General features: G+C 38.8%; 16 protein-coding genes and 1 pseudogene. 4 read left to right on the forward strand and 13 right to left on the reverse strand.

Annotation, left to right across the window (positions count from 1 at the left end):
- Positions 1–570: 570 nt before the first annotated feature.
- The 11 genes from H626_RS0109265 to H626_RS0109315 all read right to left on the reverse strand — a co-directional run bounded on the left by H626_RS0109265 (position 571) and on the right by H626_RS0109315 (position 10,960).
- A complete protein-coding gene (locus H626_RS0109265; protein WP_027109117.1) occupies positions 571–1,173 on the reverse strand; it encodes a sigma-70 family RNA polymerase sigma factor in 603 nt (200 codons plus the stop codon).
- 295 nt (positions 1,174–1,468) lie between these two features.
- Positions 1,469–1,996, reverse strand: coding sequence for an NYN domain-containing protein (locus H626_RS0109270; RefSeq protein ID WP_027109118.1), 528 nt, complete (start codon positions 1,994–1,996; stop codon positions 1,469–1,471).
- A 36-nt stretch (positions 1,997–2,032) separates the two neighbouring features.
- Positions 2,033–2,776: a 23S rRNA (guanosine(2251)-2'-O)-methyltransferase RlmB gene (gene rlmB, locus H626_RS0109275; RefSeq protein ID WP_027109119.1), complete on the reverse strand. Its 744-nt coding sequence runs from the start codon at positions 2,774–2,776 to the stop codon at positions 2,033–2,035.
- An 85-nt stretch (positions 2,777–2,861) separates the two neighbouring features.
- A complete protein-coding gene (locus H626_RS0109280; protein ID WP_425411642.1) occupies positions 2,862–3,263 on the reverse strand; it encodes a Mini-ribonuclease 3 in 402 nt (133 codons plus the stop codon).
- Position 3,264: 1 nt separating this feature from the next.
- On the reverse strand, positions 3,265–4,680 hold the full coding sequence (gene cysS, locus H626_RS0109285) for a cysteine--tRNA ligase (protein ID WP_027109121.1): 1,416 nt from the start codon (positions 4,678–4,680) through the stop codon (positions 3,265–3,267).
- Positions 4,664–5,266: a serine O-acetyltransferase EpsC gene (gene epsC / locus H626_RS11045; protein ID WP_035619162.1), complete on the reverse strand. Its 603-nt coding sequence runs from the start codon at positions 5,264–5,266 to the stop codon at positions 4,664–4,666. Before epsC ends, cysS begins: the two co-directional genes overlap by 17 nt.
- A 263-nt stretch (positions 5,267–5,529) precedes the next feature.
- Positions 5,530–7,002: a glutamate--tRNA ligase gene (gene gltX / locus H626_RS0109295; RefSeq protein WP_027109122.1), complete on the reverse strand. Its 1,473-nt coding sequence runs from the start codon at positions 7,000–7,002 to the stop codon at positions 5,530–5,532.
- 115 nt (positions 7,003–7,117) lie between these two features.
- Complete coding sequence (gene ispD, locus H626_RS0109300) at positions 7,118–7,822, reverse strand: 2-C-methyl-D-erythritol 4-phosphate cytidylyltransferase (protein ID WP_027109123.1); 705 nt, start codon at positions 7,820–7,822, stop codon at positions 7,118–7,120.
- Entirely contained in the window at positions 7,819–8,934 is a 1,116-nt protein-coding gene (locus H626_RS0109305; RefSeq protein ID WP_027109124.1) for a PIN/TRAM domain-containing protein, read from the reverse strand. Before H626_RS0109305 ends, ispD begins: the two co-directional genes overlap by 4 nt.
- Positions 8,935–8,955: 21 nt before the next feature.
- Positions 8,956–10,326 (reverse strand): DNA repair protein RadA, encoded by a 1,371-nt coding sequence (gene radA, locus H626_RS0109310; RefSeq protein WP_027109125.1) that lies wholly within the window; start codon positions 10,324–10,326, stop codon positions 8,956–8,958.
- A gap of 97 nt (positions 10,327–10,423) precedes the next feature.
- Positions 10,424–10,960: a dCTP deaminase/dUTPase family protein gene (locus tag H626_RS0109315; protein WP_027109126.1), complete on the reverse strand. Its 537-nt coding sequence runs from the start codon at positions 10,958–10,960 to the stop codon at positions 10,424–10,426.
- Between the two features lie 217 nt (positions 10,961–11,177).
- Here H626_RS0109315 and H626_RS0109320 point away from each other — a divergent pair, with 217 nt between their 5' ends.
- A complete protein-coding gene (locus H626_RS0109320) occupies positions 11,178–12,284 on the forward strand; it encodes an ABC transporter ATP-binding protein (RefSeq protein ID WP_027109127.1) in 1,107 nt (368 codons plus the stop codon).
- Positions 12,285–12,385: 101 nt separating this feature from the next.
- Here the strand turns inward: H626_RS0109320 and H626_RS0109325 are convergent, their stop codons facing one another.
- Together H626_RS0109325 and H626_RS0109330 are read right to left on the reverse strand one after the other, a co-directional pair.
- On the reverse strand, positions 12,386–12,610 hold the full coding sequence (locus tag H626_RS0109325; RefSeq protein WP_027109128.1) for a DUF2922 domain-containing protein: 225 nt from the start codon (positions 12,608–12,610) through the stop codon (positions 12,386–12,388).
- A 61-nt stretch (positions 12,611–12,671) separates the two neighbouring features.
- Positions 12,672–12,875: a DUF1659 domain-containing protein gene (locus H626_RS0109330; protein ID WP_027109129.1), complete on the reverse strand. Its 204-nt coding sequence runs from the start codon at positions 12,873–12,875 to the stop codon at positions 12,672–12,674.
- Positions 12,876–13,063: 188 nt separating this feature from the next.
- Here H626_RS0109330 and H626_RS11535 point away from each other — a divergent pair, with 188 nt between their 5' ends.
- The 3 genes and pseudogenes from H626_RS11535 to H626_RS11590 form a co-directional block, all read left to right on the forward strand.
- Entirely contained in the window at positions 13,064–14,614 is a 1,551-nt protein-coding gene (locus tag H626_RS11535) for an oxidoreductase (RefSeq protein WP_169449789.1), read from the forward strand.
- A 72-nt stretch (positions 14,615–14,686) separates the two neighbouring features.
- Positions 14,687–14,980: a HesB/YadR/YfhF family protein gene (locus H626_RS0109340; RefSeq protein ID WP_027109130.1), complete on the forward strand. Its 294-nt coding sequence runs from the start codon at positions 14,687–14,689 to the stop codon at positions 14,978–14,980.
- Between the two features lie 346 nt (positions 14,981–15,326).
- Positions 15,327–15,549 (forward strand): annotated as a pseudogene (locus tag H626_RS11590) (ISL3 family transposase); the annotation flags it as partial.

Genomic DNA, 15,549 nt, shown 5'->3' on the forward strand with positions numbered 1-15,549 from the left:
ATCTTCCCACAAGCACGTTTCATCTTCATAGATGACGGCATAACTTTTCCCCATAGAAACATCTAAAGCTAGTACATAAGTCATATTATTCCTCGCTTTCTTTTGTATTGAAAGACCATCACTGCTTCATTTCGTGTCTTATTTCCTGTACTCGGACTCATGGTCCCACATACTTAAACCTGATTTAGAAATGACAGTGAGGGAGCTCAGTTTTTGTTTCGGACTCATAGTCCCTGAGGCTTCAGTCGAGCTTCCTTTCACCCTTACTATACCTCTATAAAAGAAAAATAGTAGGTAAAAACCACCGTCGTGGTCTTTACCTACTAATCTTAGTATGTTTCAAAGATGATTTTCTTCCTCAAAAGTAAACTATAGTACTAATATACCCATTTAAGTGCCTATCCTGCAAATATCACAGTCTTGAATAATGCAGCTATTTTTATAATTTATTAAATACCTGTAGTGTCGCTACTTTTTCGTGGACCGTGTCCGCAAACTCCGGTTGTTTCAAAAACATTTAAATAAACATTAAAAAGTCTGAAATTATGTCTCAGACTTTTTAATGTTTATTTATTTAAGTATATTTTCTTTTAATTTCTTGCGACACCGATCATTGGCATTTTTTATTTGAGGAAACGTGTATTTCTGAAGTAATCGTGGATCAGCTTCCGGATTTTCTTTTAATGCTACAAGAAAGACCTCTTGTTCAAAACTTGACAATCCCATAAAATACTCTTCTAGATTAGCATTCAATATAGCCAATGCTTCCGGGGAGTTTCTATCTCCTCTGGTTCCCTTGACTACGTATTCTAACCCTTTATCTTGTAAGTCTTCTAGGGAAGAAGCATGTTTTGTTGCTTGTCTTTTTTGTGCATTATCATGCCTTATCATTGATACTTTTTCATTAGACAAGATACTTTTATAGAACACGCCAAACGAAACTTCCTTCTTAGGTTTATATTCCATCACAGCCTTATACAAGACGATTCGTGCTTCTTGGATAAAATCATCTTGGTCATAACCTCGAATAAATAAGTCTTTCATTTCTTTGTGAATAAGCGGTGTGAACATATTATATAATTCTTCAAATGGATCTTCTGGACCATTTTGAAGAAGATCGATTACATATTCAAGTGTGCGACCATTCTCCAACTGTTCATTTTTATTTGTCATATAATACTCCCCTTCTATGATTTTATTTGCTTTTAATGTGTAACTCTTAATCGTTCCTCCTCTATGAATTATATTACTATTTCCACATGAATATACACTATTATCCGCAATTATGGAAGCGCTTTTTAAATTATATTTCGATGAGTTTTCTCATTTAATTTTCTATTTAATAATAATATAATCACTTTAATTAATACTGTACAAATACACCTTTATAATTTTCGTCTTTTTTAAACAGCATTGTCCGTAAGTTAGTTTTTCCGCTTTATTTATGCTAATAAAAAAACCCAATTCTCTAATCAGAATGGGTCAGTTGTTCGTATAATTTTTTTAAGGCCTCTAAATCTTTTGCTTTTAAAGGAGAATTGCGTCGGAAGCGCTGACTGTTGTACATGTTAGCATCCATTTCAATCGTTTTCTCTATACGTTTCATCCGCTTGTATAATTCATTTGCTGATACACGTGCGGCCCCTTTTTGGAACACCATCCATTGTTCAGCCAAATCACTGGTGGCAACGGAGACATTTGTAGTGAGTAAATTTTCTTCCCCAACTACACGTTCGATATAGCTGTCAGCCGTTTCTCCCTCTTTGGTGAAAATGACTTGGACATCAAAAATATCATACTGCTGTTGTATGCCGGGGACAAATTGAGCATCAAAGACCACACGGACTTCTATCCCTGTATATTTGGCATAATTGCTTAAGACAGCTAACAATACATCCCGTGCATCGGCGAGTTCATCTATCCGTTTCAACTTCACTAACTCTGGCCAAGCCCCGATCATATTGTAGCCATCCACAAATAACACATTCTTCTTCACTCTTTTTGCCCCCTTTCTACTTGATTGTTTCCCTCTTTATTGACGTTTGCGGAATACTTCGTACATCAGCAATGCCGTAGCAACACCCGCATTGAGACTTTGAACATGACCGACCATCGGGATCGTTACTATGCCGTCCATCTGATCTTTCACTAGGCGAGACAAGCCTTTTCCTTCATTTCCGATAACGATTCCGATTGGTCCTTTGGCAGACCATTGGCGATAATCCTCGCCTTCCATATCTGTCCCAAAAATCCACAATCCGCGTTCTTTCAATTCCGCAATAGTCTGGACCAGATTCGTCACCCGTGCAACCGGTACATGCTCAATAGCCCCCGTGGACGCTTTTGCCACGGTTGCTGTCAGTCCGACTGCTCTTCTTTTGGGAATGATCACCCCGTGTACGCCTGCAGCATCTGCTGTGCGTAAAATCGAGCCTAAGTTATGTGGATCTTCAATTCCATCCAACAATATGAAAAATGGATCTTCCTTTGCACTCTCCGCACGCTCGAACAATTCATCGATCGTTGCATAATTCATTGGAGACGCCGCCACGACAACTCCTTGATGATTTACACCCTCAACTAACTGATCCAGCTTTGTTTTCGGAACAAATGAAATTTGAATCTTACGTTCTTTGGCCAAATTGACCACTTCTGTGATTTTCGATCCAGATATGCCTTCTTGAACGAATATTTTGTTTATATCACGATCAGATTTCAACGTTTCAATCGCAGGGATCCGTCCACCGACTAGGTCTTCATTTGGTGTTTCTTCCATTTCGTTTTCCATTTGTTCTTCTCTAGGGTAATGCTTCTTTTCTTCTCTAGGGTGATGCTTCTTTTCATCTGCTGGTCTTCTTCGTTTAGCTGACATTAAAATCCTCCTCGATTCTTTGAATGCACCAATGAGTAAGTTCCTCTAAACGATCACTTTGTTCGCTCATATATAAATAACCCATCAACGCTTCAAAACCTGTAGACATACGGTAAGTCTGAATATCTGCATTTTTAGCAGACGTATGACTTTTTGCGTTTCTTCCCCGTTTAAAAAAACCGATCTCTTCTTCATTTAATTGTTCCGCTGCAACAAGAGCCGCTATTAAATGGCTTTGTGCTTTTGCAGAAACGAATTGCGTAGCCAATCGATGCAATTGGTTCGGTTTTATCTTTCCTGTTGTCAATAAATACTCCCGTATACGTAATTCATATGCCGCATCCCCAATATAAGCTAATGCCAATCCATTGAGTAAACTCCATTTGTTGATCTCAGCCATTCTCGTTTCCTCTTCTCCAGCGAATTCCTTGAGGTGTATCTTCTAATAAGATCCCTTGTGCTTTCAACTGATCACGAATGTCATCGGCTCTTTGAAAGTCCCGCTCTTTGCGTGCCTGTTGCCGTTCTTGGATCAGCTGGTTTATTTCATCATCTAACAATTCCGTTTCAGTTTTCAATTCGATGCCGTAGATGGCCAACAATCGTTGCATTGTGTTTAGCATTGCTTCGATCACCGTTTTTGAAACGGTTGCCCCTTCACTATAAATATTGATTTGTTTAGCAAAGTCGTACAATACAGAAATCCCATTTGCTGTATTAAAATCGTCATCCATTTTTTCAACGAATGCCTTTTCTACGCTTTCTACTTTTTCAAGCATCTTGGCATCTTCTGTTGTCCTCTCTACAGCCGTTGCTAACCGATGATGAGCATTTTGGTACGCTGTTTGCAGCCGTTTCAAATTGGTTTCGGCTTCTGTTAAAGTCTCTTTAGAATAGTGGATCGGATGACGATAATGAGCCGTAGCCATGAAGAAACGGATGATTTGAGGATCTACTTCTTCTACTAGATCATGAACAAACACAACATTTCCAAGAGATTTACTCATTTTTTCTTGATCCATCGTAACAAACCCATTGTGTAACCAGTAGCGGGCAAAAGTCTGCCCATGCTTCGCTTCAGATTGTGCAATTTCATTTTCATGATGCGGGAAAGTCAGATCCTGGCCACCTGCATGAATATCAATGGTTTCGCCTAAATACTTTTTGACCATCACGGAACATTCGATATGCCATCCGGGGCGACCTTTCCCCCAGGGGGCATCCCAACTGATTTCATCCTCTTTTGCTGCTTTCCATAAAGTGAAATCAACAGCATCTTCTTTTCTTGTATTTTCTACCACACGTTGACTGGCACCTTCTGCCAATTCGTCTATGGAGATGCCACTCAGTTTACCATACCCTTCAAACTTTCTTGTGCGATAGTATACATCGCCTTGAGAAACATAGGCATAGCCCTTGTCGATGAGGGCTTGGATAAATGCAATGATGTCCGGAATATTCTCCATTACACGAGGCGATGCCGTCGGTTCTTTCACACATAACTTCTGCGTATCTTCCTTATAGGCTGCGATGAAACGGTTTGCCAATTCGGGTGCAGAAATTTCTAGTTCTTTAGCAGCTTTGATAATTTTATCATCTACATCCGTGAAGTTGGATACATAATCCACCTCGTAGCCTCGGTATTCAAAATACCGTCGAATGGTATCAAATGCCACAATACTCCGCGCATTACCGATATGGATGTAATTATAGACTGTGGGTCCGCAAACATACATTTTGACTTTCCCCGGTTCTAACGGCTCAAACGTCTCTTTTTGTCGCGTTAAGGTATTATACAGTTTGATCATGTGCGGGGTCCTCCTTCGCTATATGGCTTCCATGCATGAGTGCTTCAGCTTCCGTTTCTTCTACTTTTTCACCTTCATAGCGCACGACTTTTGCAGGCATACCGACCGCAGTGCAATTTGCTGGAATATCTTCTAACACGACCGCATTGGCTCCGATTTTACTGTTTTCTCCAATGGTTATATTCCCAATAACCTGGCTATAAGCAGAAAGTAAAACATTATTTTCAATATTTGGATGGCGTTTGCCGTGTTCTTTTCCGGTCCCACCAAGAGTGACCCCGTGGAATATTTTTACGTCATCGCCGATAATGGCTGTTTCTCCGATGACCAATCCCATACCGTGATCAATAAACAGCCGTTTCCCAATTTTGGCTGCTGGATGGATCTCTACTCCAGTTAAAAATCGCGAAAACATTGTCACCATTTTGGCTAACAAAATAAGGTGGTTTTTATATAAAAAATGTGAAAATCTATAATAAACAATTGCCCAAAAGCCCGGGTTAGTCAACACGATATCCATCGTGCAGCGAGCGGAGGGATCATTCTTTTTTATCGTTTGAATGATTTCTTTAAACAACTGGTTCATTCCTTTCTCTGTTTCCTTACTATGCTGTGCGTCTATTATACAAGAGAAGCGTAGAGAGTAAAAAATCAGCGCCTTAATTAAAAGACGCTGATCACGTGTATCCACTTTTACTCAGATAAATCCTTAACGCGGATTGGACGTGATTTCCTACACTATCGGAAATCCGACTCCAAGAGGCATTTCATTCTATAAAAAAGTATCCTTTTCCACCAAACCGGACTCTCTGCATCTTTTTTATAAAATTACTTTTCTTATCTTCGTCTTTATTTTTGAACAAGTTGTCGTGCTTTTTCTATATGCGCAATCGCACGTTCTCTGCCTAGCATTTCAATCGTGTCATTCAGTTGCGGGCCATGCATTTGGCCACTTACTGCTACACGAATAGGCATAAAGAGGTTTTTCCCTTTAATTCCTGTTTCTTTTTGAACTGCTTTAATTGCTTTTTTTATTTCATCTGCTTCAAATGGTTCGATTGCCTGTAATTTTTCGACAAAACTTTCTAATACTTGCGGAACTGTTTCTCCGGCTAATACTTCTTTAGATTCTTCATCCCAGTCAATACCTTCTTCAAAGAATAAGGCAGCTAAGTCTGTGATTTGTGCAGCATAACTCATTTGTTCATGATAGAGAGCAACTAAGTCCTGTACCCAAGCGCGTTTTTCTTCTGATGGATCTTCTTCTACATAACCTGCTTTTATAAGATGAGGTAATGCTTTTTCAGTTACTACGTCTAGAGGCAATTCCTTCATGTATTGGTTGCTGATCCATTCCAATTTTTTTGCATCGAATGCAGCGGGTGATTTCCCAAGACGAGCAGGATCGAACATTTCAATTAATTCTTCTCGTGTATAGAGTTCTTTTTCTCCAACTGGAGACCAGCCTAATAGAGATATAAAGTTGAATAAACCTTCAGCAGAATAGCCAAGTTCACGGTATTGTTCAATAAATTGAAGAATATCTCCATCACGTTTACTCAATTTTTTACCCGTTTCACTATTTACAATAAGAGTCATATGACCGAATTCAGGAGCTTCCCATTCAAAGGCTTCATAAACCATTAATTGTTTCGGTGTGTTGGCAATATGGTCATCCCCGCGTAACACATGGGTGATTTTCATATAATGATCATCGACCGCTACAGCAAAGTTATATGTTGGCATACCGTCACGTTTCATAATAACGAAATCCCCACCTACACTCGTTGCTTCAAAACTAATGGGACCTTTAACAATATCCGTGAAATTATACGTACTGTCTTTTGACACTCTGAAACGAATGACCGGTTCCAGACCCTCAGACTCTTTTTCTTTTCTTTCTTTCGCAGAAAGATTCGCGCACTTACCGCCATAATGTGGCATTTCTCCACGGGCACGTTGTGCTTCTCGCTCAGCTTCCAATTCTTCAGATGTGCAGTAACATTTATAGGCACGATTACTTGCCAGTAACTGGTCAACTAAAGGTTCATAAATATCTTTTCGTTCAGACTGACGATACGGTCCATATTTTCCCGGTTTATCTGGGCTTTCGTCCCAATCGATACCCAACCAGGCTAAATTATCCAGTTGACTTTTTTCTCCGCCGGTAATATTTCTTTTTATATCGGTATCTTCGATACGGATAATGAAATCTCCACCTGTATTGCGTGCGAATAGGTAATTAAATAATGCTGTTCTTGCATTTCCTATGTGTAAATGTCCAGTTGGGCTAGGCGCATACCGTACACGAACTTTTTTCATCATGATTAATTATCCCCTTTTAATCTCTGAATTTTTGACTACTTACCTTAACTGATACAGTCTCTTTTTTAACATAACACGATTTTTATCGAATTGCTACAGACTGACTTTATCTTCATTTGTTTTCTTTTTCGAATTCGTTATACATTCCCTTTGCAATCACATAATCATTTACTGTCGTCACTTTAAAGTTTTGATCTGTTCCTTTTATGACGGCTAGCGGATAACCTGCTCTCTCAAGCAACTCTCCTTCTTCATTCGCCAAAAATCGATCTTTTTCGGCTTTTGCAAAAGCTCGCTGTAACCATTCTTTTTTAAAGGCTTGTGGTGTTTGAATCTGCCAAACTTCCGGACGATAGCATGTGCGGACTACCAGACCTTCTTTAACGATCTTAATGGTGTCTTTCACCGGGACACCTAATGTGACCGCCCCAGTCTCTACCATTTTTAATTTTAAGGCTTCCACTGAATTCCTGTCGATAAAGGGGCGGGCTGCATCGTGGACCACAACGTATTGAATAGTTGCTGAAACTTTACTCAACCCATTACGGACACTATCTTGCCTCTCCAGTCCACCTACGACGAGTTCGACTTTTTCATTTGCTACAGCCCATTCAGTTAAATCAGACTCGATCAGTTCTTTGTCTTCTGAGCGTATAACAAAAATAATTTTCCTGCAGGCTTCGTCTTCCAAAAAGACGGTCAGTGCTTGCATGTATAGAGGCTTTTTCCCTAAGGGGAGCAGGATTTTATTGATGGATTTTCCGACTCTTTTTCCTGAACCGGCACCTAGCAGAATACATTCATATGCTGCTTTCATGCATTTTCTTCACGATCTTTGATTTGTTTTTGAGAATGGACCGGTTTAGCAAAAATCATTCTGCCCGCTGCTGTTTGAAGTGAACTTGTAACGATGACCTCTATTGCTTGGTTCATGTAATGTTGTCCATCTTCTACAACGATCATCGTTCCATCGTCTAAATAAGCTACTCCTTGGCTTCTTTCTGTTCCGCTCTTGACGATCATTGCCCGCATAGTTTCTCCAGGAATGACCACAGGTTTTACGGTGTTGGCCAACTCATTGATATTAAATACCGGAACGTTTTGGAATTCGGCTACTTTGTTCAGGTTATAATCGTTCGTGACAACTACACCATCTAAAATTTTCGCTAATTGTACTAACTTAGAATCTACTTCTTCTACATCCTTCACATCTCCATCGTACATTTCAACAGATAGCCCGGGTTCTTTTTGGAGAGAATTCAATATATCCAATCCTCTACGTCCGCGAACACGTTTCAAACTATCAGATGAATCGGCTATATGCTGTAATTCTTGTAAGACAAAGTTAGGTATAAGGAGCGTCCCTTCAATAAAACCAGTTTTAACAATATCGTAGATGCGCCCATCGATGATCACACTCGTATCCAAAATTTTATACTTCCGGAAGTTTTCTCCTGCTTTTCTTTCTAATACATCTTCTTCTTCATCTTTCTTATTTCCTTTTGTTTGGAACAGTCGTCTAATTTCTTCGCGTCTAGAAGTTCCCAATCGGAAACCGACGTAAGAAAATCCTACTGTTAAAATAATTGGAAAAACATCGCTAATAAATGGAAGTCCTAAGCCTATCAAGGATAAGTTCACAAGCCAACCCAGAATAAGTCCAATAATCGTGCCTAGACTTCCAAATATTAAATATGATGCACTTCTTTCACTTAGAAAAGCCTCGAGTCTTAGGATGCCTTCTTCAATTCGATTGACAGCTGGTATCGACAAAAAGTAAAAAATCATTACTCCTAGTGCGATATTCATCACTGCATTATCAATTACTGTCGGGACATTTGGTATCAATCCCCAAACAGTAGGCAAAAAATTGTACCCAAGGCTTCCTCCGACAAGCATAAGCGTAATCATAACCACTTTACTAATCACAAAAAACCCTTCTTTCTTTTTTTAATGAAATAATTTTTTTAATGTTTCGCTAACCGTAGACACAGCAATTATTTGAGCATCCTTCGGAAATGTCCATCCGCCAATATTGTTTTTTGGTATAAAAATACGGTTAAAACCTAGTTTAGCTGCTTCTCCTACCCGTTGTTCGATACGGCTTACGCGTCGGACTTCACCGGTCAGCCCTATTTCTCCTATAAAACAATCAGTCGATTTTGTTTCTTTTTCTTCATAACTGGAAGCAATACTCATCGCAATCGCTAAGTCGATAGCCGGTTCATCCAAGCGAACGCCGCCAGCGGCTTTTAAATAGGCATCTTGATTCTGCAATAGCAAACCCGCTCTTTTTTCAAGTACCGCCATAATGAGTGAAACCCGGCTATAATCTAACCCACTCACTGTCCGTTTAGCATTACCGAATGATGTCGGGGTGATGAGCGATTGGATTTCAACCAGGATCGGCCGCGTGCCTTCTAAGGCTGCCACGACTGCTGATCCGGTCGCTCCGGCTAATCTTTCCTCTAAAAATAATTGAGATGGATTTAATACTTCTTCCAATCCACCATTTTTCATTTCGAAAATCCCTATTTCGTTTGTAGAACCAAATCGATTTTTTACAGCTCTTAATATTCGGAAGGTATGGTGTCTTTCACCTTCGAAATACAGAACAGTATCCACCATATGTTCTAGCATCCTCGGCCCAGCAATGGCTCCTTCTTTCGTTACATGTCCAACAATAAAGATAGCGATTTGATTTGTTTTAGCTATTTTCATTAACTCGGCAGTTGATTCCCTAACTTGCGAAACACTACCCGTCATACTTTCGATTTCAGGATGATGCATCGTTTGAATCGAGTCGATCACCACAAACTGTGGTCTTATTTTTTCTATAACAGAACGGATAGCATTCATGTCCGTTTCTGGGTAGATATAGTAATCAGACTCCTTCAGTTCCAATCGCTCGGCGCGCATTTTTATTTGACTACTACTTTCCTCTCCAGTGACATATAAAACTATTCCTCCTGTTTGAGAAAGTTCTGCTGAAACTTGTAGAAGTAATGTAGACTTTCCAATACCTGGATCTCCACCGATCAATATTAATGAACCCGGAACTACTCCCCCACCTAGTACACGATTAAATTCGGTTATAGAAGTCTTGATACGCGGTTCTTTGCTCACTTTTATTTCTTTGATTGTTTCTGCTTTTGCTACATTTCCCGCAAACGTCGTCCGTGTGTTCCCTTCACTTTTTCCTGGTAGTTTCTCTTCTTCCATCTGGTTCCAACCACCACAATTGGGACACTTTCCCATCAACTTAGCTGACTGATAGCCACACGCTTGGCAAACATAGACTGATGCTTTCTTTTTAGCCACTCTTTCACCTCTTTTCATCAGAGTATACAATACCTTATTATACCATAATTTAGCGGGTTTTCGTGATGAAAAAATGTATTCATTGCTTTTTAAAGTATTATTTTCCTGAGGATCCAAATCCTCCTACTCGTTCAGCAGAAACAGGTTCGTCTCGGTCGGCAAGTGCATACGTCATGAAAATACCTTGACCGATACGCTCTCCTTTTTTGATCGTATAATCTTCCAATCCATAATTAATTAACTGGAAAAATATTTCACCCTCGTTTTTTTCGTTTGCATAATAATCTGCATCGATGATCCCCACTCCATTAGGTAATGCTAATTGATTTTTCATAGGGTTGCTTGAGCGATTAGCCAGCAACAGATATTCATTTTTAGGCATAAATGCCTTTATTCCAGTAGGGACCAAAGAAGACTTTAAATATTCCTTGTTTTCAGAAGGAAAACTGATCGTCTCTTTCCCTTCAAAGTTTTTCAATTGAAATGCTGAGAAGGCTGCTTTCCAAATTGAAGGTAATGTAATATCTTGAGCAGCTTCGAAATCGTATCCGGCTGATCGGTCCGTTGCTCTTTTGGGTAAATTGATTCCCATTTCTTGATACGTTGTGACTACTTCAAATCCTCTTTTTTGCATGCATAAATTCCTTTCTTTCTTTTTATCCTTCTCTAGTCTACAATAAACTAGCTTTTCTTCCTAGTTTTTCATTTTAAAACTCTTTCGATCTTTCGTCATGTTGCACAAGTTTATGAATTAGATTTTGTGCAGTCTACCCTTTCGAAAAGGTAACGCTTACACTATACTTAAAGTTGTCAGCTACAAAGAAACTAATAAGAATGGATAGGTGAATAAAATGGTAGAAATGGCCTTAAATAATATTTATAAAAAGTATGATAATGCAGATGATTTTTCCGTTACAGATTTTAACCTGAAGATTAAAGATCGCGAATTCATTGTATTTGTTGGACCTTCTGGTTGTGGGAAATCAACTACTCTTCGTATGATAGCCGGACTAGAAGAAATTACAGACGGTGAACTATACATAGGGGATACTCTTATGAATGATGTTGCACCAAAAGATCGTGATATTGCGATGGTTTTCCAGAACTACGCTCTCTATCCTCATATGACTGTTTATGATAATATGGCATTCGGATTGAAACTGCGTAAATATAAAAAAGATGAGATAAAAAAACGAGTTGATAACGCAGCAGATATCTTAGGCTTAACACCTTTACTTGATCGTAAACCTGCAGCATTATCTGGCGGGCAACGTCAACGTGTAGCTTTAGGTCGAGCAATTGTTCGTGACGCAAAAGTATTCTTAATGGACGAACCTTTATCAAATTTAGATGCTAAATTACGTGTAGCTATGCGTGCCGAAATTGCAAAATTACATCAACGTCTAAATACCACCTCTATATATGTAACACACGATCAGACTGAAGCGATGACAATGGCCGACCGTATCGTCATACTTAAAGATGGTCTTATTCAACAAATTGGTTCACCCAAAGAAGTTTACGATACACCTGTCAATATATTTGTTGGTGGCTTCATCGGATCTCCTGCTATGAATTTCTTCGAAGTCACTCTAAATGGAAATAAAATTTCTGATGGAGACTCTCTTGACCTTACAGTTCCAGAAGGTCGACTAAAAGTCTTGCGTAATGCTGGCTTTGGGAACAATTCCAAATTAACATTTGGTATTCGCCCAGAAGATATCAAGAGTGAGCAGATTGCCTTAGATACGAACCCGGAAAGCACAGTTCGTTCTAAAGTGGTAGTCTCTGAGTTACTTGGTGCAGAAACAATGCTTTATTCTGAAGTAGGCAGCACTGAATTTATCGCTAGAGTTGACGCGCGTGATTACCATAGACCTGGTGAAATGGTCGATATGGCTTTTGATATGAGTAAATCTCATTTCTTCGACCCAGAAAGCACCAAAGTAATTCGTTAGTCACAACTTAACTTGTCCCCCTGTTTTTTCCTTTCCCGCACTGTGGGAGAGGCTCTTAAAAACAAAAAAAGATCAGACAGTGATGTCTGATCTTTTTTTGTTTATTCAGCAGAAAGAATATCCGTAGTGTTTCTTTCCACATAGCGTGCAGAATTTACTTGAGTAAAAGGTTTCACGCCATCTTTAACGAACATATCTTGTGCAATAATTGTACCCATAGCTGCTTGAACTTGCTCCGGTGTAATATCTAAAATTGGATGGGCAACGTTTAAAGTACGAACTTTTCCTTCACTTGACAAGAACTTCAATTCCAATGTTGTAGCCATTGTTACATTCCTCCATTATTTATATGATAGATAGACGAACAAAATATTTTCTTTGTTAAATTTAACGGATATATTTGAATTCTTCTGTAACGACTGTTTCAATTGTAGGCAATACGCTTAAAGAAGCAATTGCATCTGAAAACTGTTCAACTTGCTCTGGTCCTAAATCTTGCATACTATCATTGTAACTGCGACGCACAACTTTTTCGTTTTCAGCATCTTCAAAGCAAACCACTACTTTTCCACCATTCCATTGTTTGATCATACTGCACTCTCCTCATCTGTTTTTGTAAGTGTCGACGTCTTACACTACTACTAACGTAATCGAGATGAAATATGTCACCTATTCTAAAATACATGTTTTCGGTATTATTATTTTTACGAAGGAGGATTGACAGTTCCTCATTTTAGTTATAAAGTGAGGACAGATCAAAGACTGAAAGGGCGAGTATTGTGTCTGATAATATTAACTATCCTTTTTCATTTCGTTCAGGAGCAACCTTTCGAAATCCGCTTATAATGGCCCCAATGACTACGAGCTCGAGTCAAGAAAATGGGATGATTTCAAGAGAAGAGTTGAATTATTATTATAAACGATCTCATGAAGTTGGAGCAGTGATTACTGCTTGTGCATATATCTCTCCTGAAGGACAAGCTTTTCAAAATGGATTAGGAGCTTCCAATGATGGACAAATTGCTAGTTTGCGTCAACTTGCTTCTGTGATTCAAGCAGGCGGTGCAAAAGCAATCCTTCAAATCTATCATGGGGGGAGGATGTCTCGTCCTGAATACAATGGAGATGTTCTTCCGGTTGCGCCTAGCCCTATTCCACCAATCAGAGAATGGGCCGTTACCCCGAAAGAATTGACCCATACTGAAATTGAACAATTGATCATTCAATTCAAAGAAGCCGTTCGCCGAGCTCTATTAGCAGGATTTGATGGAGTCGAACTGCATGGAGCCAATACGTATTTGTTACAGCAGTTCTACTCTCCTCATTCGAACACTCGCTCAGACAGATGGGGTGGCAACCGAAAAGAAAGAATGCAGTTCATAATAGAGATCATCCGAGGGTGTCAAGAGGTTATTGCTAATGAAGCAGAACGACCATTCGTTCTCGGTTATCGTTTTTCTCCTGAGGAAATAGAAGAGCCAGGAATCAGATTAGAAGATACCTTTTATTTGATAGACGAATTATGCAATATGGAGCTGGATTATTTACACATCTCACTTGGTCATTATACAAAATCCTCTCTACTTGATTCTGAATCTAATGAACCCATTTTAAATCAAATATCCCGCTATATTAATGGTCGCATACCTCTTATCGGTGTCGGTGGCATAAAAACCCTTGAGGATGTTGAATGTGTTCTGAAAACAGCTGATTTAGCTAGTGTAGGAAAAGCTTTGATAATCGATCCTCTGTGGGCTAAAAAAATACTTGGGCGACAAGGAAATGCAATTCAACAGGCAATTAGAGTAAGTGACAAAGAAACTCTAGTCATTCCTCCTATTTTATGGAATCAAATCGTTTCCATTCCACAATGGTTCCCAGTTGATTTTGAGGATAATCTGCTCATAGAAGAACATACTTCCAAAAACAAACGAGTGTTTTTACTTTGGCACCAATTAATTCAGTGGTATAAAGAAAATAATAAGGCAACCGCCACATTATTAAAAGACTTCAACATTTCTCAGGCACAGTTTGAAATACTTGCCCGTCTAGTAGAGACAGATAAAGTCTTATCCCAACAGGAAATCGCAAAAAAATTGTTGGTAACACAAGGAAATATTACACATTTATTATCAAAATTAGAACAATCCGGCTTGATTTTAAAGAAAAAAAAGTGGAAGACGAATGGTATTCACTTAACAGATAAAGGGCATAACGTGTATACTAAAGTTGCACCCCAATTAAATGATTTACACATTAAGTACTTCAGTAAATTGACCAGAGAAGAGCAAAAAGAGTTATATGCTTTGTTAAGCAAATTGAATGAGTAATCTATAATATATCTAGATTCACTTTAGAATGATTTAGAGAGGGGGAAAGCACGGATTGTCGTGCATAGCAGAATGGATATAAAAATTAGTAACGACGCAATCAAATGGTTTGAAGAAGAAATGGGTATTGGTGCTGGATTGGGTGTTCGTTTCTTTGGTAAAGTTTATGGAAAAACTGAAGTTCATACTGGTTTTTCTGTGGGCATACAAGTTGCTGAACCGCATGAACCGATAGCTAAAACAATAGTTAATGAAATCCCCTATTTTGCAGAAACTGAAGATGAATGGTTCTTTAACGGCTACCATCTATCTGTCGAATTAGATCCTGATAAAAAAGAGCCTATTTATCATTTCATTGAAATATAACACCAAAAAGACAGTACACACTAAGCTGAATTTACTGTGTACTGCCTTTTTTATTTTGGGTTGAAACAAGTTACGCTGACTTGCTTCACAGGGAATATTAGTGGAAAAATACTCTTTTCTAGAAGATAGGTCATAGTTGTTTTCACCTGATTTTTTCCTTCAAATAGAAAATGACGTGGATGAGAAGAGTTTCTCATCCACGTCACTTTCTATTTAACGGTTCTATAATAAATCGTGTTGGTGAGTTCTAACGAACTCGCTGATACGATTTTTTATTTTGTATAGAAAAAGGCCAGTAGATTCCCTTATAATTAAGTCGACCAAAACCAATCAAAGGAGAATCTACATGACCCACTCTCATATTATACGAAATTCGTTGAATATTAAAGATGAAAATATTCTTTTTGATCTAAATAATTACGTATGCCCAGAAGAAACGCTTAAAGGAACCACTTACCTTGTTTATCAAGGGACATTGACTTACAAGCCGAAGGCCTGTCATCACTGTGGATCTGTTAATCAAAACTATTCAGTGACTAAAAACGGAACAAAAACATCTACGCTCAAAT

This window comes from Lacticigenium naphthae DSM 19658, assembly GCF_000425865.1.
Lineage (GTDB): Bacteria > Bacillota > Bacilli > Lactobacillales > Carnobacteriaceae_A > Lacticigenium > Lacticigenium naphthae.